A 21,082-nucleotide genomic window follows, 5' to 3' on the forward strand; every position below is an offset into this window, starting at 1 on the left:
GTTGTGTCGTAACTTTCTAAATGGCTCTAACTACCTTTTTTTCAAGGGCTTTTCTTATCCGTAATTCGGGTTAGTTAAGATGCTTTCACTTTCTTTTGGCGAATAAAATGTTTCGCCATTTGTTTCACATCTAACAAAACAAAATAATCTAGACAGTTAAACTCACGGTCATAAAATGCTTGCTCAGACAGCTTAGCATTCATTTTCAGATAAACATCAAACAGTTTAGGTATTCGTTCATCTTGGCTAAAGCTATGACTTGGACAACTTGGCTCAAACGGCTGCTGTGACTGAATATCGCAGCGTTGATTTTCTGCCAATTGTTGAATCGCTTGATGGGTATGATACGCGCGTGCTTCATTACCTTCCAAACGAATACTGACACAGCCAATCATGTGTTTGGCACGCATTTCCCATAACACTTTAGGCACTAAATTCAGCCATAAAATAGAGAGTGTTTTGCCTGAACGATAACGTGGATGCACACAAGTACGCCCCATTTCGACAATATTCGAGAGATGCCCTAACTCATCTATAATTTTAAACTCGTGCGCACTATAACTGTTGGCTAGCTCATGCCCTTGCCAAAGTTTTAAACGAGTATAAGCAACAATTTCACCCGTAGATTTATCTCTGAGTACGGCGTGTTCACAGCCAAAATCGTACAAGTCCTGATCTAAACCCGATTCAAATTCAATGCCAAATTGCTTGGAAAATTGCTGTGCACGAAAGCGCTGTACTTCTTGTAGTTGCTTTAAATTTTCAACCCATTCAAACGCATATTGCGTAGCTTTGCTGTTTTTTTTCTGTGCTTTACCCACTTTAACCATAGGAAAGCTAAACTGCTGACGATACTGATTTAATTTTTGTAGCATCATAGATACCTCATGTTTTCTCCTACACTAGGACAGCAGCATGACACTATGATGACCGCGATTTTAGCGACTACAATTTTAAGATTGCAGGATAGGTGCAAAGCAATTTCAAGGATGCTGAATCAACAAAATTTCAGTTTCTTGCCGTAAATTTGACATAAAAAAGAGCTTCAATTGTGAAGCTCTTTTAGGGATCATCTTATAGAGTTTTATTTACGCGTTTGGACACGGTTGGTAATTAATGTTCCCACACCATGATCAGTAAAGATTTCCAATAAAGTAGCATGTGGCACACGACCATCTACAATATGTGCACTGATTACACCTCCTTTAACTGCATCCAATGCACAACCCACTTTTGGAATCATGCCACCGTAAATCACGCCTGTATCAATTAAACGATCTACTTCCTGCGTAGTCAAACCAGTTAACAGGTTTTTATTTTCGTCTAATACACCCGTAATATTGGTCAGCAAAATTAACTTTTCCGCACCCAATGCTTCGGCAACTTTACCTGCGACTAAATCGGCATTAATGTTATAGGTATTGCCTGCATCATCGACACCTAAAGGTGCAATCACTGGAATAAAGTCGCTGCTGGTAAACATTTCCAACACGTCGGTTTTGACACCCACCACTTCACCCACCAAACCAAGGTCAATTTGTTGTACTTCGCCTGTTTCAGTAGTTTTTTGCATCAATAATTTTTGTGCGCGAATCAAGTTACCATCTTTACCCGTCAAACCAATGGCACGACCGCCATGTTGGTTAATCAGATTGACGATAGATTTGTTGACGCTACCACCCAAGACCATTTCTACGACTTCCATAGTCGTAGGATCGGTGACACGCATGCCATCAATACGGTCAGACTCACGCCCCAATTGCTTGAGCATAGAATCCACTTGTGGGCCACCGCCATGCACCACAATCGGGTTTAAGCCTACAGTCTTTAACAACACGATATCACGAGCAAAAGAACTTTCCAGCTCAGGATCGGTCATGGCATTGCCGCCATATTTCACAACAAGGGTCTTGCCCGCAAAACGTTGAATATACGGCAAAGCTTCAGTCAAAATTTGCGCTTTGTCGATACCAGTCTGTTGATGTGGCATTCGCCTCTCCTTATTGAGCATCTAAAATGTCTTGGGCGATTTCAGGGTATCGCTCACTTAACATGGAAACAAATGTATCGCGAATATCATTCAGTCGTGATGGATTATCGGCATCAAAACGCACCGTAAAATATTCGCCTGTATTGGATGCTCGAATAATGCCAAATCCATCTTCAAAATCAAGTCTTACACCATCTATTTTACTTAATTCTGCACCACTGCGATGGCTAGAACTTTCAACATCATTTAAAACCGCACTCGGTTCAATATTCCGTGTGCTGATATACGTGTCTTCAGTGCAGCAACGCTCAGGGTATTTCTGCATCAATGCCGAAAGGCTGCTGTAATTACTGTGGCTTAAATATTCCAACACGCGCAGCGCTGCGTAAATACCATCGTCATAGCCAAAACCACGTCCATCATTGAATACATAATGTCCTGCGTATTCGCCACCGAACACAGCCTTGCCTTGCGACTGCGCCAAATAACGCCGCAAGAAGGTACTGCCCGTGCGAATCATCACCGCTTCGCCACCCAAATCACGCACGGTATTGCGCACCATAGTGGAGCATTTTACATCAAACACCACTTGATGCTGAGGATGAGTTTTTAAACACATTTCTGCAAATAAAGACAGCAAACGATCTGCTGAAAGCACATTGGCATGTTCATCCAAGAGGACGACACGATCACCATCGCCATCTAAAGCAATGCCAATGTCCGCCTGATGTTCACGCACCGCAGCTTTTAAATGTTGTAAGTGTTTTTCTTGTGATGGATCGGGTGCATGTTCTGGAAAATGACCATTGGCTTCGCAGCGTAAAGCAATCACCTCACAGCCCATTTTTTGCAAAACCAAAGCAGCGCAATGACCTGCCGAACCATACATCCCATCTAAAACCACTTTAAAAGTGCCCGCCAGTTGAATATCGTTCAACATTGCCTGCTGATATTGCTGACACGCATCTTCAATAAATTCATGTGAAATGTTGGTGGCGTGTTGTGAGGCGATGGATGGTGCTGCATCGGTATTTAAATAATATGGCGCTGCATCGTGTGCCACGTGTTGAATCATTTCAGGGGTTGGCGGTTCGCCCTGCACAATCCATTTAATGCCGTTGTCTGATTTTGGATTATGACTGGCCGTAAGCATAATGCCATTGCCTGCCGTGTGTCGTGCCATAAAATACAACATCGGGCTAGAACAACAACCCACCATCGTCACTTGAAATTGATGGGCAAGAAAGACTTGGCGCATAATTTCAGCATAAGCGGGGCTATTTAAACGCGCATCATAACCAATACTAATTTGAGTTTGCTTTTCTTGTTGATATTGTTGCACCAATCCTTGTGCAATGGCGTGTACCAATTTCGCGGTCAGCACAGTTTCTTTGCCACGAATGTCGTAAGCGCGAAAAATATGCTGAGGAAAAAGTGTTTGTGGATTGTTCATAGGCTTACAACTACAAAGATGAGCCAACATAAAGTGAATAAATCTTGGCTCGAGATATTTTGAAAATTCTAATTAGATTTTTTAATAGATGTGCAATGGTCTCATCAGAGCTAGTGATTTACTTGTCATTATTAGTACATCTTTCGTTACTTTTCAAGAATTGTTGGTAAAGTTTCAGATAAAACTTTACCAAACGATATAGGCTGAAACCTAAGTAACTTAGTTTTTGCCCGTATGCCCAAAACCACCTGCACCACGTTCGGTGGCAACAAATTCATCTACTTGTTCAAACTTGGCCTGTACCACAGGAACCAAAACGTATTGCGCTAAACGCTCACCAGGTTCTAAGCTAAATGCTGTTTGGCTACGGTTCCACACCGAAACCATCAATTCACCCTGATAATCTGAATCAATCAAACCCACCAAGTTCCCCAACACGATGCCATGTTTGTGACCCAAGCCTGAACGCGGCAAAATCATGCCTGCAAAACCTGTATCTTCAATATAAATCGCTAAACCTGTTTTAACCAATACAGTTTGACCCGGCTCAATCACAGTACTGCTGTCTACACAAGCACGTAAGTCCAACCCTGCCGAACCTGCGGTTGCATACGTTGGCATTGGCCATTCTGTGCCTAAACGTGAATCTAAGACTTTAACTTGAACTTTCATGAAGTTTATCCTGTTTTTAAATTTTCAATGTTCTTTCGATTTTCGATGTGCCATTTGATGCTGTACTCGCATCAATGCCCTAAGTATTTTCAAAAAATTAGCGCTTGATTAAGGCACGTAAATTTTCTAAATAATGCTGTGCCTGTAATTTCGGATCGACATCGCCTGCCAATTTTTTCTTGCGTCCGAGCCATTCCAATTCATCTTGTGGTAATTCATCCAAAAAACGACTTGGGGTCATTTGTTTCATTTGTCCGCCCGCTTTGCGCTGTTCTGCCAAAGTAATGGTTAAGCCCTGACGCGCACGAGTAATCCCCACGTACATCAAACGGCGTTCTTCCTCGACAGTATCTGCCACAATTGAGTTTTTGTGCGGCAAAAGCTCTTCTTCCAAGCCAATCAAATATACATACGGAAATTCCAAACCTTTGGAAGCATGCAAAGTTAGCAAATTGACTTTGTCAGTGTCTTCTTCTTCCTGTTGCTGTTCGAGCATATCGAGCAGCACCATTTTACGAATCACACTTTCAATATTTTTTTCGTCTACATCTTCAGCGCGGTTAATCAAACTTTGGATGCTGCTATATAGAACTTCGATATTATCTAGCTTGGTTTTTTCCTGCGCAGGGGTAGCTGCTTGCTCTTTAATGTAGTCGATATAACCTGCTTCGAGCATCATTTGACGGATGATTGGCACAGGCTCATCATCTTCCAATAAATTACGAGTAAAATTACCAATAAAATCTGCAAACTCTGCCAACTGTGTCGTGGCTTTTTTCGGAATTGCCATCGTCAGACGCTGATCACCTGCGGCAGCCAATAATGACAAATGGTTTTCTTGTGCAAACAGCCCTAGTTTTTCCAAAGTCACAGGACCAATCGCACGTTTAGGCGTATTAATAATGCGCAAGAATGCGCTGTCATCTTCAGGATTAATAATCAAACGCAAATAGCTCATGATGTCTTTGATTTCAGCGCGCGCAAAGAACGATTGACCACCGGAAAGCTTGTACGGAATTTGCATTTGGCGTAATTGGGTTTCCAAAATGCGCGCCTGAAAGTTCCCTCGGTACAAAATTGCATAATCTTTCCAGCTTTTACCATTCATCAGTTTATGCGTGAGTAAGTCTTTAACCACGCGTTCTGATTCATCATCATCATTGCGGCAAGTGATCACCCGAATCACTTCGCCATGACCTTTGTCTGACCAAAGTTTTTTATCAAAAATATGTGGATTATTGCCAATGACGGTGTTGGCCGCTTTTAAAATGCGACTGGTCGAGCGATAGTTTTGCTCAAGTTTAATCACTTTTAAATTCGGGAAATCATCTTTCAGCAAGGCCATATTTTCAGGCTTGGCACCGCGCCATGCGTAAATCGATTGGTCGTCATCACCTACCGCAGTGAACTGCCCCATCACACCTACAAGTAATTTCACCAAGATATATTGAGCGGTGTTGGTATCTTGATACTCATCGACCAATAAATAACGAACACGGTTTTGCCACTTGTCACGTACTTCGGCATTTTCTTGCAAAAGTCGTGTCGGCATTACAATTAAATCATCAAAATCTACCGCGTTATAGGCACGTAAATTACGTTCATAAAGTTGATATAAATGTGCAAATTGGATGTCTTCTGGCGTTTCGCAGGTGGTATGCGCCTGCTCTGGTGCAATCAGATCATTTTTCCAGTCTGAAATCATCTTCATGGCTTTGGCAATCAATTCTTTGCTTTCTGCACCCGACAAATTATCGCGGTGCATTAAATCCATCAAAATACGTTTGCAGTCATCGGCATCTAAAATAGAGAAGTTGGCTTTTAACGGCGTGTGTTTTAATTCAAGACGTAATAAGTTCAGACCAAAGGTGTGGAAAGTCGAAACCGATAATCCTTTAGCTTCTTCACGTGACAACAATTTGGTCACACGCTCTTTCATTTCTCGTGCTGCTTTATTGGTAAAAGTCATCGCTGTAATACGATGCGCAGGAATCCCGCAATGCTTAACCAAATAGGCAATTTTTCGGGTAATCACCGAAGTTTTACCTGAACCCGCCCCTGCAAGCACTAACAAGGGTCCTTGAGTGTATTTCATCGCTTCAAGTTGCTTGTCGTTTAACTGACTTGCCAGTGACATAGTATTTCCTCTATTTCGGTTCGAGCTTGATTATAGTCATCTCAGCCTAAGATGACTAATCTAAAATGCTGCTTTCAACGTCATTGTCTATTTGCTGAGTATGCAATTAGACAACACTAAATTTTTGACATGAAAAAACCGCCCGAAGGCGGTTCTTTACAGTTTATACAATGCCAGATTATTGGATCGCATAAATGCTGATTTCTACACGACGGTTTTGCTCACGGCCTTGTGCAGTTGCGTTCGATGCGATTGGATTTGCAGCACCCTGACCTTGTACATTAATACGCGAAGTTGATACACCACGGCTAGCCAAGTAGCTTGCAACCGATTGTGCACGTGCTTGTGACAATGGAATATTGATGGAGTCATTACCCGTATTATCGGTATAACCAGTCACTAAAATGCCGCTCTTGTTATCTTGGGTGAGCGTTTGCGCTACTTTGTCCAAGGTAGAATAGAAGTTTGGTTTGATGTTTGATTTGTTCGTATCAAACGTGATGTTACCTGGCATGATCAAGCCAACAGAACCATCAGCATTACGGTTTACTTCTACGCCTGTACCTGCCATTTGTTGGCGAAGTTGTTTTTCTTTATTGTCAAGATAAACACCCGCAGCAGCACCCACTACAGCACCAATGGCTGCCGCACGGTTGTTTTGTGCACTTGTGTTTGCGTTACTTTTAGAGACCCCATAACCTGCAGCAGCACCAATTACTGTGCCTAACGCTGTTTTGTCATATTCCATACCACCAAGGTTGTTACCAGTCGATTGACAACCTGTTAATACCATTGCCCCTACAACTGCTGTCGATATTACTAATGCACGCATGGCATGCCTCCTTACTTGTGTTTTGTTGTACAGGCTGAATATTGAATGAAAAAATATACTTAGACCATTGATTTTTTGTTAATAAAAAAACTTTTACTTACAAATATACATGATCATGTACAAATCTGGGCATAACATCATCACAATTTCTACACACTTTCACTTCTACACTTTTTTATTTTAAAAACAACATTTATAGTGGAGTAATCTACAAATACGTGACGAATTGGACGATTTATCTTCAGGATTGATTTATATGTCATCGCAAGCAAAAAAACAGCCTTTATTAAAAAAAATCACAAAAGGACTCACTGTGGGTACAGTCATTACTGGCAGTACATTTTTTCACGGCCCTCCTGTGTTGGCTTTAGGCTTAACCAAACTGTTCAAGCAGTCAAGTAAGGTCGATGAAGCCAATATTCAAATTACCAACAGTTGGCTCAGTGTAAATAACTGGCTGATTGATCATGTGTTACCCAATACCCAATGGGATATCAGCATTGATGAAAATTTGCAGCTGAGCATGCAAGGTCGTTATCTTATGACCTGTAACCATCAAAGTTGGGTCGATACCACAGTAAATCAATACTTTGGTTTAACCCGCATGCCTTTGACCCGCTTTTTTACCAAGTGGGAGCTGATCTTTATTCCCTTTGTGGGTCAAGCCTTTAAAATTTTAGGCTTCCCAATGATGAAGCGTCACAGCAAAGCACAAATTGCCAAAAAACCTGAGCTGAAAGACCGCGATATGGAAGAAGCGCGTAAAGCCTGCCAACAGTTATTAAGTCAGCCCTTTACCCTGCTGAATTATTTAGAAGGCACACGCTTTACCCAAGAAAAACATGATCAACAACAATCGCCTTATCAACATTTATTAAAGCCAAAAGCTGGTGGTTTAGCTTTGGCATTGAATATTTTGGGTGATCAAATTGATGCCTTGGTAGATATGACCATTGTGTACCCAGATGGCGTGCCAGGCTATAGCGAGTTTTGGTTAGGTGAGGTGCCGCGCATTGCGGTGAATTTACGCAAAATTAATATTCCAGATTGGGTGTTGGGCGGCAATTACGAAGATGATGCTGAATATCGTGAGCGTTTTCAGCAATGGGTGCATGAACTGTGGCTGGAAAAAGATCAATTGATTGAAAGCATGCAACAAAAACTTGCAGCTCCGACTGCATAACCATTCAGGTACGCCATGAAAAAGTCTGAAGAACCTGTCATCAAATCCTCTTTTCATCCCCTGCGTAAAGATTCATGGGGATGGAAAATTGCCTTGGCTTATGACTTGTTTTTGATGGGTTTAATCATCTTTAACTTGTTCTGTTTAAGTGCCAATGCCATTTTAATGAGTGATTTTGGCGAATGGTTGTTCGATTTTATTCGTCTACCTGAAATTTTACAGTTTTATCGAACAGAATTGCGCCCTTGGGTGGTGATTACCGAAGGCTGGTTTACCACGTTTTTAATTGTAGAGTTGGGCGTGCGTTGGGGTATTGCAATTATTTTCAAACATCATCAGCGTTGGTGGTTTTTCCCGTTTATTCACTGGTATGAAATTCTTGCAATTATTCCGCAATTGCGTTTTTTACGTTTATTACGTGCCATCGCGATTGGTTACAACCTGCATAGCCATGGCTATAAAGTCATTCCAGACAGTTGGTATAAACGCGGCAACTTTTACTACAACTTGCTAATGGAAGAACTGAGTAGCCGTGTGGTGCTCACGGTACTTAATGGTGTGCAACGTGAATTGACCACCAGTACCACTCACAAACAATTTATTGATGATTTGGTCGAGCATCATCGTCAATTACTCGCGATTGCCCTAGCCGATATTTTGCAGGAATCCTTAGGCAAAGAATTACAAATGCAGCGTCACATGATTGCGAAAAATGTCGGGTTGGTGGTGAATCAAGCCATTGAAGATACGCCTGAACTGACGCAATTGCTGCGCCTGATTCCATTGGTCGGTGGACGTATTGAACAGCAAATTCAAAGTATCGGACAACGATTGGGCGAAAATATCACCCAAGGTTTAATTGAACCTTTTGCACAGCAGCATCAACAAGTACAAAATCCAACTTATCAAATGATTGCTGAAAAAATTAGTCAGATTGAGATTGAACATAATCAGCATATTGATAAATTAGTAGAATCAGCGATATTTGAAAGTTTAGAAGCAATTCGCAAACAAGTAAAAGTTAAACAATGGCAACAAATTTTAAATGAAGGACAACAACACGATATTTCATAAAGGTCTTTCGATAATTTTAGCTAAAACAATGTGAAATATTTTTAGTAACTGAACTAGAGAATTCACCCAATTTGTTCTAGGATTTGCTCTATTTATAAGATGACTTCAACAACCAGCAAAGTTAGAAGTGTTAAGGAATTATTATGGCTGACATACGGATAAAAGGCAGATTGGTCAATGCGATTCGCATTAGCTTAGACACCAATGATCATGATGCGATCCGCCAGCAACTAAGCCCAATGTTGCAAAAATCATTTCCACCAGGGGTTTTGGTGGTCATTGAAAGTTCAGTCGAACAAGAATTGATTGCGCTAATTCAATTGCTAATTAGCCTAGAAGCACAGCCAATTGCTGTGACTGAAGGCATTATGGCAGATCAGGCACGTGCTATTCAGTTCCCTGTCATCCCGCAAGACCGTCCATTGCAGGAAGTGAAAGCCACCAAAGAACAAGTGGTTGAAGTAAAACCTGAACCTGCGGCAGAACAGCAACAGACGGAAAATCAAGTTGCTGAAACTGCACCTGCTGTAGCGCATATTACGTCTTATCACGATGAAATTTTGCGTACAGGTCAATGCTTGGTACAACATCAGGGCGACATTATTTTAACCGCAGGCATCAACAGCGGTTCTGAAGTGATTGCTTCAGGAAATATACATATTTATGGTAGTGTACGTGGTAGAGTCATTGCCGGCGCGGGCGGGAATATTGCGGCACGAATTTTCTGTCATTCCCTAGAAGCAGAATTGGTATCTATTGCAGGCACGTATTGCGTGGCGGACGATATTCCTCAGCATGTGACTAAAAAACCTGTGCATATTTACTTAAATGATAACCAAGAGCTTGTATTTGAAGCTCTACAATTTTAATGTATAAATAATCACCAAAAATCCCCGAAAAAATATAGGGGAATTTAAACCATAACAGGAGTGGATTCGGTGGCGAAAATTGTTGTCGTAACATCAGGCAAAGGTGGCGTAGGTAAAACCACTACAAGTGCATCTTTTGCAACAGGTTTAGCCCTACGTGGTCACAAAACTGTTGTTATCGATTTTGACGTGGGTTTACGTAACCTTGACTTAATTATGGGTTGTGAACGTCGCGTTGTTTATGATTTTGTGAATGTATTAAATAATGAAGCGCGTTTACAACAAGCATTAATTCGCGATAAAGATATCGAAAACCTTTATATTCTTCCAGCTTCACAAACCCGTGATAAAGATGCCCTCACCGATGAAGGTGTGGCACGTATTATGGATGAGTTGGCACAAGAGTTTGATTACATTATTTGCGACTCACCTGCAGGGATTGAGCGCGGTGCCATTCTTGCAATGTACCATGCCGATGAAGCGATTATTGTGACTAACCCTGAAATTTCTTCAGTACGTGACTCTGACCGTATTATTGGTATGCTTGACAGCAAAACCAAAAAAGTAGAACAAAATGAAGGTCGTGTGCGTAAGCACTTGTGTATTACACGTTACAACCCAGAACGTGCCGATAAACAAGAAATGCTAACCATTGACGACATTTCTAAAGATATTTTACGTGTACCAACTTTAGGCGTGATTCCTGAATGTAAGAGCGTACTTCAAGCATCTAACGAAGGTAAACCTGTCATTCTGTATAGCGATGCTGCTGCAGGTCAGGCGTATGATGACTTAGTTGCACGTTTCTTGGGTGAAGAACGTCCGTTTCGTCATATTGAAACAAAACCGAAAGGTTGGTTAGCACGATTATTTGGAGCGTAGACATGGCAGGATTTTGGAGCAAATTATTTAGCGGTGAAGACAAGCCATCTAGCGCACAAACAGCAAAAGATCGCTTAAAAGTGATTGTTGCTTCTGAACAAGGTCTAGGTAAACGCTTAAGCCAAGACAAAATTGATCAGATGAAAAAAGAAATCATGCAAGTGGTAAATCGCTACGTGCGTGGTGTCGATGAACAACATATTCAAATGTCTGTGCGTTCAGAAGCCAATATTGAAATGTTGGAAATGAATATCAATTTGCCTGAAGAGCGATAATCTGAATACTGATTAGTCAAGCAAATTGAATCAGGGCAAAATAACACTAGTTATTTTGCCCTATTTTTTCAAAAGAATATAAAGGAGATTGCCATGGCATTATCTCAACCTGCGACCTTTAACGAAGCATGGTCGGATGAACGTGTATTTGCCTATTTGAATCAACTTCCACCTGCAGGTGTGAATGCAGATTTTCACGTACTCTATCACGCATTTAAACACATGCGTCCAAGTGACTATGAACGTCTATTGACACAATTTGTTGCCGATGGTCGCGATGTCAATGCCACTAATCCTGAAGGTCAGCGTATTCACGATGTGATTGCTGAATTTCCACGTCAAAAAGATGGTTTTTTAGCAGTTTTAGCCAAGTTTGCTTAAACTGTTTAAACACAATCTCTGGCTAAATTCAGCCAAAAAGATTGAGTGTAAAAAGAAAAAATCCCGCAATTGAATTGCGGGATTTTTTTATAGCACTACTTGATTCAAAATCAAACAGAAAGTGAAAGCTTTACACTAAAATTTCACGTTTCCCATTTGCTCCTTGCTCGCTCACAATGCCTTGCTCTTGCATCTGATCGACAATACGTGCCGCACGGTTATAGCCCAAGCTAAATTTGCGCTGTAAAGATGAGGTCGACACTTTACGTGTTTCCAAAACAAATGCTACACACTGATCATACAACACATCACGGTCTGGACTGCCTTCACCATCTTCAAAACCACGTGAAGATGGTTCTTCATCAAATGGCGTCAAGATTTCATCGACATAGTCAGGATCGCCACGCTCACGCCACGCATCACAAATACGGTTGACTTCATCATCCGAAATAAATGCGCCATGCACACGTTCTGGCTCAATTTTACCCGGCCCTAAAAATAGCATATCACCATGACCAAGCAGGTCTTCTGCACCGCCCGCATCCAAGATAGTACGTGAGTCAATTTTCGAGTTCACACGCAAAGCTACACGGGTTGGAATGTTGGCTTTAATTAGACCTGTGATCACATCCACCGATGGACGCTGAGTTGCTAAGAGTAAGTGAATCCCTGCTGCACGTGATTTTTGTGCCAAACGGGTAATCATTTCTTCCGCTTTCTTGCCCACTTGCATGATCATGTCGGCAAACTCATCTGCCACAATCACAATAGATGGCAATGGTGTTAAACGCGGTGCACGTTCTTGCGTTGCTGAATCTCCCGGCTTCCAAGTTGGATCAATTAAATCTTCACCATTGGCAATAGATTCTTCAACCTTACGGTTATAGTCGCTTAATTTACGAATTTTCAGGAAAGACATTAGCTTATAACGACGTTCCATTTCATTGACACACCAATTTAAAGCGCTGACGGCATCTTTCATATCAGTCACTACAGGCGTCAATAAGTGTGGAATATCGTTATAGTTGGCGAGTTCCAATTGTTTCGGGTCAATCAAAATTAAGCGTAATTGATCAGGCTTGTATTTCAGCAACATCGACAAAATCATCGAGTTCACTGCCACTGATTTACCTGAACCCGTTGTCCCTGCTACGAGCATGTGTGGTGCTTTGCCCAATTCAGTAATCACAGGATTGCCTGAAATGTCTTTCCCCATCGCCATAGATAAAATGCCGTTTGGATCTTCAAAAGCAGGCGTTTGTAATAACTCAGTCAAACGTACCATTTCACGTGAACTATTCGGTACTTCAATGCCAATATACGGTTTGCCCGGAATCACTTCGACCACACGTACCGATGCCATCGACATTGAACGCGCCAAGTCACGAGAAATATTGGTTACTTTTGAAGCTTTGACCCCAGGTGCCAAATCCAGCTCAAAACGGGTCACGACAGGACCAGGCTGTGCTTCAACCACTTTGGCTTTGACATTAAATTCCTGTAATTTAATTTCCAGCAATTCCGACAAGCGCGATAATTGTTCTGCGGTGAAGTTCACTTTTTTGTTTGGATCGACTTTATCAAGCAAATCCAAACCCGGTAATGGCGATAAATCACGACGTTTTTCTGCAACCTGCATGGCGCGTGACATCGGACGACCATGTGCATCGGTCAGCGGCGCATCAAAATCAAAGTCATCTTCGTCTAGTGGTTTGCCTGCGGTTTCCTGCCAAGCTTCGATAAATGCTTCTTTGGATAACGCCACTTTTTCTGCTTGTTCAGCCTGTGTAGCAGTCGCTGCGTTTGCCATCACTGCGGCAGTGGCTGCCGTCTGAATAGGTGCCTGAACAAAAGCAGAACTTTGTGCATAGCTACTGGTACTACGCGCTACAGGCGCTTGATCTTGAAATGCATCTTGCTGTAACTCATCACCCAAAAGATCATCCACCAACAAGTCATCTAAACTGTCTAAATCATGCTGCAAATGGCGCTCTTGGCGTACAGCATGATTTTGCGTATTCGAAGCACTTGACGATGGCGGGTTAAAATCTGACTCAAATCTGCTGAGATCATCGTTAAAATTGTGAGCCGTAGGATTCGAGTGCGGATGCACTGTTTCTTGCTGGGTCACAGACTCATCTAAAGTATCCATTGCCCCGCTGTTTTGGAATGGGCTGTGTAAATCACTTGCAGCTTTGCCTTGCGGAACTGCTGCGAGCAATTCATCAAAAATTTGATCATCATCCCAATCTAACGAAGATTTTGCAGTGGCTTGAGATGCCGTAGATGCAGGACGCACTTCATCAAAAGGATTCGATTGTAGATGTGGCTCTGGTTCTTCAGAAGCACGTAATAATGCATGAATGTCTTGGTTATGCTGACTGTCGGTATTTTCTTGTAAAGCACGCCACACTTCGCCTGTCGCAACAATACGCTGGCTGTCTTGTTCTAAGCGATGCGCCTTTTCGATGGTTTTTTCTAACTCAACATCATCAATTTCATCTTGCACCAATAGCTGTTGCTGCGCCTGTTGCTCTTCTTCTTCACGTTGCTGCATGTGATTAAACATACGCTCTGCCGCAGGATGTGGCGCAGTTGTTTCAGCTTCTTTCGCCTGTGCAACCACGGGTTCACTTGCTGCTTCTAAATCAGTTGATGCCACTTCAACAGCAACCACAGGTGCAGCAGCGACAACGGTCTTTTTCACCTGTGGTGTAGAACGGTCAAAGTCAGATTCTGCTTCAGGTACATTGCGATAGAACAAATCTTGCAGATAAGCAGGTGTAGCTTTTAAAGTTGCCCACGTTCTGTTCCACTTCACCCCAAATGCGAGGGTAAATAAGAAAATCCAAAAGACGACTAAAAAAAGTGTTGCTCCATAAATGGTTAAAATTTGCGATAAACTTTTCCCAAGTTCAAAACCAATGATGCCGCCTGAGGCATTGTCTAACGTATCGGCAGGTACTTGCCAAAATAAATACAGCAAACTTGCTGTTGCCAATAAAATGAAGAATTGTGCAGCATAACGAAATGGACGGTTTAAAAAACTACGTGGCCACCAGACTTGTAAGGCTTCAATAAAAAAATAAGCAGGAAGAAGCAGACTCGCCCAACCTAAAAAGCCAAACAGTAAATCGGCAATCCACGCACCTGCGATTCCACTCGCATTTGAAACCTGTTGGGTGTCACTGGAAATGTGCATCCAACCTGGGTCAAATGGAGTATAGGTCACCGTTGCAAGGAACAGATATATTCCAAAAGAGACCAAAAATAATGTCGCTATTAAGCGATGTGCATAAGCACCCGACACCGCAGTCATATATTGTCCTGTCGCCAATTCTTCATCAATGTTTTTTGTTTGTTCGATGGTCTTAAAAAGCCACCTGATTCGGAGCGTCTGTATTTCATTTAGCTGTGTCATTTAAGTTGCAATTCACGATGCAAGCTTCACCACACAGCAAGCTATAAATTATAACAGACCTTCTATTATGCATGTGTTGCCTAGAAAAAGATGCAAGATTATTGAAGTGTGTTGTTAACTTTTTCTATATAGCTCAAATCGATTTACATGATCAGTAATATCAACTTTAATCACACAGCAAACTCATCCTGTTTCACGTATAATTCCATAAATTTCTAAATAAAAAAAGGATGCTGTGCATGAGCGCTCGTCACTCACGTTTAATTATTTTAGGTTCAGGCCCTGCAGGTTATAGTGCTGCAGTATATGCTGCACGTGCCAACTTAAAACCGACTTTAATTGCAGGCTTACAATTGGGTGGTCAGCTCACCACAACTACGGAAGTTGATAACTGGCCGGGTGATCCTGAAGGTTTAACAGGCCCAGCGTTAATGGAACGTATGCAAGCGCATGCAGAACGCTTTGGCACAGAAATCGTGTATGACCATATCAATGAAGTGAACCTGAATGTGCGCCCATTTGTACTCAAAGGCGATATGGAAGAATTTACCTGTGATGCTTTAATCATTTGCACAGGTGCGACTGCACAATATTTAGGTTTAGAATCTGAAGCAGCATTTATGGGTCAAGGCGTAAGTGCTTGTGCTACCTGTGATGGTTTCTTCTACAAAAACCAAAAAGTGATGGTCGTTGGTGGTGGTAACACGGCTGTTGAAGAAGCATTATACCTGTCTAACATTGCATCACACGTGACATTGGTGCATCGTCGTGATTCACTTCGCTCTGAAAAAATCTTGCAAGATCATTTATTTGCCAAAGAAAAAGAAGGCAAAATCAGTATTCTTTGGAATAACCAAGTTGATGAAGTCTTGGGCGACAACACAGGCGTAACTTCAGTACGTTTAAAATCAACCACTGATGGCTCTACTCAAGATGTTGATGTGTCTGGCTTATTCATTGCAATTGGTCACAAACCAAATACAGGCATGTTTGAAGGTCAATTAAACTTGCGTGATGGTTATATCCAAGTACAAAGCGGCACTGCAGGCAATGCGACACAAACTTCTGTGGCTGGCGTATTTGCTGCGGGTGATGTAGCCGATTCCATTTATCGCCAAGCGATTACTTCTGCAGGTTCAGGCTGTATGGCAGCACTGGATGCAGAAAAATATTTAGATGCACTTGGTGAATAATTTAGTGTCCAAGTTTAAAGACCGCTCTCCTTGAGCGGTTTTTTTATCACGACATTTTTAGGTATGATGAAATCAAGTTCATCGCAAAACTTCATACGGCAATTGATATGCACACGCTCCCCGCTTCACAATTCATTTTCCCCGATCCCATTGAAGTTGATCCTGAGGGTGAAGGCTTGATTTGTGTAGGTGCAGACCTTTCCCCTTCAACCTTATATGAAGCCTATACACATGGCTTATTTCCATGGTTTTCAGAAGGTGATCCTATTTGTTGGTGGAGTCCTGAGCCACGTTGCGTGATTATTCCGCAACATTATCAGCCGAGTAAGTCTTTAATCCGCAACATGAAAAAAATGGATTATCGCATTACTGTCAATCATGCCTTTGAACAGGTAATTCGCAATTGTGCCTTGCCCCGTAGCTATGCCAATGAGACTTGGATTTCTGAAGAGATCATTCAAGGTTACAGTCAGCTTTTTGCAGCAGGTTATGGCTACAGTGTCGAAGTTTGGGAGCAAGATCTTTTGGTCGGTGGTTTATATGGGGTCAGCATTGGCAAGGGCTGTTTTGGTGAGTCCATGTTTAGCCATCGCACTGATGTATCTAAAATGGCATTTTATAGTTTGATGCTGCTCGGACAAGAACAACAATTGCCTTGGATTGACTGTCAATTGGTCAATGATCATTTAATTAGTCTGGGCGCATGTACACTTTCTCGCCAAGACTATCTTAAATCGTTACAAGATGTTGTAAAACAGCCTGCAATCAATTGGAAAAAATATCAGGACAGTGTATTTTCAAGTAAAACAATAGCGCAGTATGCGCGCCTATTTGAATGACAATAACAGAGAGGGATCTTGAAAATGAATTCATATCACCCAAAATCCCTGCTAAATGATTTGCAGTATTACATTACTCCGCCGCATGATTGCAGCTATTTACCCGAAAAATCTGCGCGGATGGTTTTTTTAGACCCTGCACATAAAATTAATGTGCTGACTTTGTCTGAACTCTCTCGGGTCGGTTTTCGTCGCAGTGGCGATTTTGTCTATCGTCCTGAATGCCATTTGTGCCGCCAATGCCTTTCTTCACGTATTCCTGTCGCTGAATTTAAAATGAACAGCACGCAAAAGAAAGCTTGGAAACGCAATCACGATTTACAGATCAAAATCACCAAGCCACAAGATGCAGGTGATTTGCATTATGCGCTGTATGAACGCTATATCAATGAACGACATGCCGATGGCGATATGTTCCCTGCCAGCCGTGACCAATTTGAAAAATTCCTAATCCACAGTTGTACCAGCAGCTTCTTTTTAGAGGTTTGGCAAGATGATCGCTTAATTGCAGTATCGACCTGTGATTATTTAGATGATGGTATTTCTGCGGTCTATACCTTTTTTGACCCAGACGAAAGTCGTCGCTCACTCGGAACATTTGCGGTATTAAAACAGATTGAACAGGCACAGCATTTGGGACTGCAATATGTTTACTTAGGTTATTGGGTACCACATTCCAATAAAATGAACTATAAATCGCAATATGTGCCCCTTGAGCTACTGCTTGATGGCCAATGGCGACGCATTAACCGCAGCCTAAATACCGATGAGGTGCAGCAATTGGGAAACTCCTTAATGACCACGCTGCCCTTAGGCTGGAATAACTCCATCATCAAATAAAAATGTAATGATGCAATACTGATTTTTGCATCGATCAGATTCACTTAAACAAACTGGCAAAATCATCGCTACAAGATTTCACCATAATAATGGCATGCTCCCGTGTGCCATCCGTTTTAGGATAATAATTTTTACGTAAATCAATTTGATGAAAACCTGACTTTTCATACAGGGCTATCGCAGCTAAATTACTTTCGCGTACTTCTAAAAAAATCTGCACAGGTTGGTTCTTCAATCCTGCAATAGAATGTTCTAGCAGTTGATAACCTAAACCTTTGCCTTGCTGACTTGGATGTACCGCCATCAACAACAAATTCGCTTCATCCAACACAGGTTGTAAAATACAAAAACCCACCACTCTCCCTGCATGTTCAATCACGGTACTGTGATAACTCTCTACCGCTTCGGCAAATTGTTTGGCACTCCACGGATGACTTTGTACCAAATTTTCAATCGCAACCACATCGGCGACATCATGGGCTTGCATTAAACGAATCATAAGAAATGATCTTGTGCTGTTCTAAGATGTAGGCATTATAGATTTCACGACAAAAAAATCGAGCAAAAAAAAAGGCAACTTACGTTGCCTGACCAAAGGGAAAAGTTTAAAAGCCTAATTTAGCTTTCCAAGTATTTAATAATGTTGTGGTATCAAAATCGTTAGGATGAAAATTCGGTTTGAAATAGAACAACATTTCTTTGCCCATGCCTGTAATAATCCCTTTAGATGGACTATAGGCATAACGATAAATCATGCGTAAATTTTCCAAATTCAACTGCTCGTCTTGTTTTAGTAAACGCAACAAAAAATAGTTTTGTACAAAAAATAAAGTCAACATCGAAATAACCAAAGAACTTGTACGTAGTGCATAGGCTTTCAGACCTTTGCCAAACACACCTTCAAATACATCATACGCAACAGCTTTATGTTCGTTTTCTTCAATCGCATGCCACAACCACATAGTTTTCATGGTGTCATCGGTCATCAATTCTTGAATATGTGAATTGGTCAATAATTGTGAGGCAATCGTAGCTGTGAAATGTTCTAGCGCAGTGGTCGCAGTTAAATCTACCATTTTCTGTGTAATGCCAATCGGTTTAGCCAACTTTGCCATAAATTTGCGTGTAGTTTGAATCACAGTATCTGTATAACAATCCAAAGTATCAACATCATGCCCAAATTTCTGTGCAGAGGCATTAAAACCGACATGCTCATGCGTGTGCATGGCTTCTTGTCCAATAAATGCACTGATTTCTTTCTGTAAATCTGCATTGTCTTTCAGCATTGGGTGATAACGCACAGCACGCACACTGTCTATAAAGAACTTCTCACCTGCGGGAAATAACGCAGATAATGCAGTCATAAAATGCGTTAGACCTGCATTACCATTCATCCAATATTCAGGTACAGCATCAAAGTTGAAATTCATTCGACGGACAGGAAAACTCGCCCCTGCACGTTCACTAATACTCACTTTAGCATTCATGTTGCTCACTCCTGAGGTTACAACAATGAAGTCATTCATTTCCTGTAACCCGCTATATTTTTTTTTTTTCGGTATGAGTTCATATTACGGTTTTCTGTGCGGTATTTAAGTGCAGTTAAGGACAGTGAGTTGTCAGTTCAGGACATGAGGAATAAAAAATAATGATAAGTGAAATTATTTTTTGTGACGCAAGAGTAAAAAATAGACAATGAAATTATTTTTACGACGCAAGAGTAAAAAAATAGACGATGATTTTTTATGACGTAAGAGCAAGAATAATTAGACAGCAAAATTATTTTTATGATGTAAGAGAAAAAAGGCAACTAAACCGCAGCAAAAGAATGTTCATAAAATGGTTTTAGATTGATTCAAGGTTTAAAGAACAGCTATTTCATCCATCAATACAGTAGGACAAGCTTTCATCCATCTGGAAACTAGCACACAAAATACAGCCATAAAAAAAGCGCCCCAAATGGAGCGCTTTTTCACACTATAAAGTGATTATGCTGTTACTTTAGCAACAACACCAGCACCTACAGTACGACCACCTTCACGGATCGCAAAACGTAGACCTGGGTCCATTGCGATTGGGTGGATTAATTCTACTGACATTTCAACGTTGTCACCTGGCATTACCATTTCAACGCCTTCTTTCAACTGGATTGCACCAGTTACGTCAGTTGTACGGAAATAGAATTGTGGACGGTAACCGTTAAGGAATGGAGTGTGACGACCACCTTCTTCTTTAGAAAGTACGTATACTTCCGCATCGAATTTAGTGTGTGGCTTGATTGTACCTGGCTTAGCAAGTACTTGACCACGTTGTACGTCTTCACGCTTAGTACCACGTAAAAGAACACCACAGTTCTCGCCCGCACGACCTTCGTCAAGAAGTTTACGGAACATTTCTACGCCAGTTACAGTTGTTTTAACTGTGTCTTTGATACCAACGATTTCAACTTCTTCGCCTACTTTCACGATACCAGTTTCTACACGACCAGTTACTACTGTACCACGACCAGAAATAGAGAATACGTCTTCGATTGGCATTAAGAATGCTTGGTCGATTGCACGTACTGGCTCTGGGATGTAAGTATCAAGCGCTTCAACAAGAGCAACTACAGCATCTTCACCATATTGACCTGATTCACCGTTAAGTGCAGCAAGTGCTGAACCACGGATTACTGGAGTGTCGTCGCCTGGGAAGTCGTAAGTAGAAAGAAGTTCACGAACTTCCATTTCAACTAATTCGATTAACTCTTCGTCGTCTACGATATCGCATTTGTTTAAGAATACGATGATGTAAGGTACACCTACCTGACGAGAAAGAAGGATGTGTTCACGAGTTTGTGGCATTGGACCATCAGTCGCTGAACAAACAAGGATCGCACCGTCCATCTGAGCAGCACCAGTGATCATGTTTTTAACATAGTCGGCGTGGCCTGGGCAGTCTACGTGCGCGTAGTGACGAGTTGGAGAATCGTATTCTACGTGAGAAGTATTAATTGTAATACCACGTGCTTTTTCTTCTGGTGCAGAGTCGATAGCAGCGTA

At 41.7% G+C, this 21,082-nt stretch carries 19 protein-coding genes; 9 read left to right on the forward strand and 10 right to left on the reverse strand.

Features of this window, described 5'->3' with window-relative positions:
• Positions 1–74: 74 nt before the first annotated feature.
• The 6 genes from CF596_RS12730 to CF596_RS12755 all read right to left on the reverse strand — a co-directional run bounded on the left by CF596_RS12730 (position 75) and on the right by CF596_RS12755 (position 7,084).
• Complete coding sequence (locus CF596_RS12730) at positions 75–875, reverse strand: GNAT family N-acetyltransferase (RefSeq protein ID WP_026438333.1); 801 nt, start codon at positions 873–875, stop codon at positions 75–77.
• A gap of 209 nt (positions 876–1,084) precedes the next feature.
• Positions 1,085–1,990, reverse strand: a complete 906-nt coding sequence (gene argB / locus CF596_RS12735; RefSeq protein ID WP_004975310.1) for an acetylglutamate kinase — start codon at positions 1,988–1,990, stop codon at positions 1,085–1,087.
• 10 nt (positions 1,991–2,000) lie between these two features.
• Positions 2,001–3,443, reverse strand: a complete 1,443-nt coding sequence (locus tag CF596_RS12740) for a phosphomannomutase/phosphoglucomutase (protein WP_004975308.1) — start codon at positions 3,441–3,443, stop codon at positions 2,001–2,003.
• 219 nt (positions 3,444–3,662) lie between these two features.
• Positions 3,663–4,115 (reverse strand): dUTP diphosphatase, encoded by a 453-nt coding sequence (gene dut / locus CF596_RS12745; RefSeq protein WP_096902692.1) that lies wholly within the window; start codon positions 4,113–4,115, stop codon positions 3,663–3,665.
• A 97-nt stretch (positions 4,116–4,212) separates the two neighbouring features.
• Positions 4,213–6,252 carry a UvrD-helicase domain-containing protein gene (locus tag CF596_RS12750; protein WP_096902693.1) on the reverse strand — a complete coding sequence of 680 codons (2,040 nt, stop codon included), beginning with the start codon at positions 6,250–6,252 and terminating at the stop codon, positions 4,213–4,215.
• Between the two features lie 178 nt (positions 6,253–6,430).
• Entirely contained in the window at positions 6,431–7,084 is a 654-nt protein-coding gene (locus CF596_RS12755) for an OmpA family protein (RefSeq protein WP_096902694.1), read from the reverse strand.
• A 256-nt stretch (positions 7,085–7,340) separates the two neighbouring features.
• Here CF596_RS12755 and CF596_RS12760 point away from each other — a divergent pair, with 256 nt between their 5' ends.
• The 6 genes from CF596_RS12760 (at position 7,341) to CF596_RS12785 (ending at position 11,748) form a co-directional block, all read left to right on the forward strand.
• A complete protein-coding gene (locus CF596_RS12760; protein WP_096902695.1) occupies positions 7,341–8,267 on the forward strand; it encodes an acyltransferase in 927 nt (308 codons plus the stop codon).
• A gap of 15 nt (positions 8,268–8,282) precedes the next feature.
• Positions 8,283–9,341, forward strand: coding sequence for a hypothetical protein (locus CF596_RS12765; protein WP_004975298.1), 1,059 nt, complete (start codon positions 8,283–8,285; stop codon positions 9,339–9,341).
• A 143-nt stretch (positions 9,342–9,484) separates the two neighbouring features.
• Entirely contained in the window at positions 9,485–10,210 is a 726-nt protein-coding gene (gene minC, locus CF596_RS12770; protein WP_096902696.1) for a septum site-determining protein MinC, read from the forward strand.
• Between the two features lie 69 nt (positions 10,211–10,279).
• The gene (minD, locus tag CF596_RS12775; protein WP_096902697.1) at positions 10,280–11,092 is read left to right on the forward strand and encodes a septum site-determining protein MinD; all 813 of its coding nucleotides are present in this window, start codon (positions 10,280–10,282) and stop codon (positions 11,090–11,092) included.
• A 2-nt stretch (positions 11,093–11,094) separates the two neighbouring features.
• Positions 11,095–11,367: a cell division topological specificity factor MinE gene (minE, locus tag CF596_RS12780; RefSeq protein WP_096902698.1), complete on the forward strand. Its 273-nt coding sequence runs from the start codon at positions 11,095–11,097 to the stop codon at positions 11,365–11,367.
• Between the two features lie 93 nt (positions 11,368–11,460).
• On the forward strand, positions 11,461–11,748 hold the full coding sequence (locus CF596_RS12785; RefSeq protein ID WP_004975291.1) for a PA4642 family protein: 288 nt from the start codon (positions 11,461–11,463) through the stop codon (positions 11,746–11,748).
• A 130-nt stretch (positions 11,749–11,878) separates the two neighbouring features.
• On the opposite strand, the gene CF596_RS12790 is transcribed toward CF596_RS12785, so the two are convergent.
• Complete coding sequence (locus tag CF596_RS12790; RefSeq protein ID WP_096902703.1) at positions 11,879–15,067, reverse strand: DNA translocase FtsK; 3,189 nt, start codon at positions 15,065–15,067, stop codon at positions 11,879–11,881.
• Between the two features lie 341 nt (positions 15,068–15,408).
• On the opposite strand from CF596_RS12790, the gene trxB reads away from it, so the two are divergent.
• The 3 genes from trxB (at position 15,409) to CF596_RS12805 (ending at position 18,041) form a co-directional block, all read left to right on the forward strand.
• The gene (gene trxB, locus CF596_RS12795; RefSeq protein ID WP_070154293.1) at positions 15,409–16,362 is read left to right on the forward strand and encodes a thioredoxin-disulfide reductase; all 954 of its coding nucleotides are present in this window, start codon (positions 15,409–15,411) and stop codon (positions 16,360–16,362) included.
• Between the two features lie 107 nt (positions 16,363–16,469).
• Positions 16,470–17,201 carry a leucyl/phenylalanyl-tRNA--protein transferase gene (gene aat / locus CF596_RS12800; protein WP_096902699.1) on the forward strand — a complete coding sequence of 244 codons (732 nt, stop codon included), beginning with the start codon at positions 16,470–16,472 and terminating at the stop codon, positions 17,199–17,201.
• Between the two features lie 24 nt (positions 17,202–17,225).
• The gene (locus CF596_RS12805; protein WP_096902700.1) at positions 17,226–18,041 is read left to right on the forward strand and encodes an arginyltransferase; all 816 of its coding nucleotides are present in this window, start codon (positions 17,226–17,228) and stop codon (positions 18,039–18,041) included.
• 40 nt (positions 18,042–18,081) lie between these two features.
• Here CF596_RS12805 and rimI read toward each other — a convergent pair whose 3' ends face one another.
• The 3 genes from rimI to tuf all read right to left on the reverse strand — a co-directional run.
• Positions 18,082–18,540: a ribosomal protein S18-alanine N-acetyltransferase gene (gene rimI, locus CF596_RS12810; protein WP_004975283.1), complete on the reverse strand. Its 459-nt coding sequence runs from the start codon at positions 18,538–18,540 to the stop codon at positions 18,082–18,084.
• A gap of 106 nt (positions 18,541–18,646) precedes the next feature.
• Positions 18,647–19,528: a metal-dependent hydrolase gene (locus CF596_RS12815; RefSeq protein ID WP_096902701.1), complete on the reverse strand. Its 882-nt coding sequence runs from the start codon at positions 19,526–19,528 to the stop codon at positions 18,647–18,649.
• 501 nt (positions 19,529–20,029) lie between these two features.
• Positions 20,030–21,082, reverse strand: a 1,053-nt coding sequence (gene tuf, locus CF596_RS12820) for an elongation factor Tu (protein ID WP_096902702.1), incomplete at its 5' end; no start/stop codon positions are given.

The sequence above is a fragment of the Acinetobacter sp. YT-02 genome, from assembly GCF_002412355.1.
GTDB lineage: Bacteria > Pseudomonadota > Gammaproteobacteria > Pseudomonadales > Moraxellaceae > Acinetobacter > Acinetobacter towneri.

What these genes read in the sequence shown, in the direction of transcription:
- dut (WP_096902692.1), bottom strand. Translation starts at nt 4,115, where the DNA reads ATGAAAGTTCAAGTTAAAGTCTTAGATTCACGTTTAGGCACAGAATGG.
- CF596_RS12815 (WP_096902701.1), bottom strand. Translation starts at nt 19,528, where the DNA reads ATGAATGCTAAAGTGAGTATTAGTGAACGTGCAGGGGCGAGTTTTCCT.
- CF596_RS12785 (WP_004975291.1), top strand. Translation starts at nt 11,461, where the DNA reads ATGGCATTATCTCAACCTGCGACCTTTAACGAAGCATGGTCGGATGAA.
- rimI (WP_004975283.1), bottom strand. Translation starts at nt 18,540, where the DNA reads ATGATTCGTTTAATGCAAGCCCATGATGTCGCCGATGTGGTTGCGATT.
- CF596_RS12805 (WP_096902700.1), top strand. Translation starts at nt 17,226, where the DNA reads ATGAATTCATATCACCCAAAATCCCTGCTAAATGATTTGCAGTATTAC.
- argB (WP_004975310.1), bottom strand. Translation starts at nt 1,990, where the DNA reads ATGCCACATCAACAGACTGGTATCGACAAAGCGCAAATTTTGACTGAA.
- CF596_RS12760 (WP_096902695.1), top strand. Translation starts at nt 7,341, where the DNA reads ATGTCATCGCAAGCAAAAAAACAGCCTTTATTAAAAAAAATCACAAAA.
- CF596_RS12730 (WP_026438333.1), bottom strand. Translation starts at nt 875, where the DNA reads ATGCTACAAAAATTAAATCAGTATCGTCAGCAGTTTAGCTTTCCTATG.
- minE (WP_096902698.1), top strand. Translation starts at nt 11,095, where the DNA reads ATGGCAGGATTTTGGAGCAAATTATTTAGCGGTGAAGACAAGCCATCT.
- CF596_RS12790 (WP_096902703.1), bottom strand. Translation starts at nt 15,067, where the DNA reads ATGACTGCGGTGTCGGGTGCTTATGCACATCGCTTAATAGCGACATTA.
- trxB (WP_070154293.1), top strand. Translation starts at nt 15,409, where the DNA reads ATGAGCGCTCGTCACTCACGTTTAATTATTTTAGGTTCAGGCCCTGCA.
- CF596_RS12740 (WP_004975308.1), bottom strand. Translation starts at nt 3,443, where the DNA reads ATGAACAATCCACAAACACTTTTTCCTCAGCATATTTTTCGCGCTTAC.
- minC (WP_096902696.1), top strand. Translation starts at nt 9,485, where the DNA reads ATGGCTGACATACGGATAAAAGGCAGATTGGTCAATGCGATTCGCATT.
- CF596_RS12765 (WP_004975298.1), top strand. Translation starts at nt 8,283, where the DNA reads ATGAAAAAGTCTGAAGAACCTGTCATCAAATCCTCTTTTCATCCCCTG.
- aat (WP_096902699.1), top strand. Translation starts at nt 16,470, where the DNA reads ATGCACACGCTCCCCGCTTCACAATTCATTTTCCCCGATCCCATTGAA.
- CF596_RS12755 (WP_096902694.1), bottom strand. Translation starts at nt 7,084, where the DNA reads ATGCGTGCATTAGTAATATCGACAGCAGTTGTAGGGGCAATGGTATTA.
- CF596_RS12750 (WP_096902693.1), bottom strand. Translation starts at nt 6,252, where the DNA reads ATGTCACTGGCAAGTCAGTTAAACGACAAGCAACTTGAAGCGATGAAA.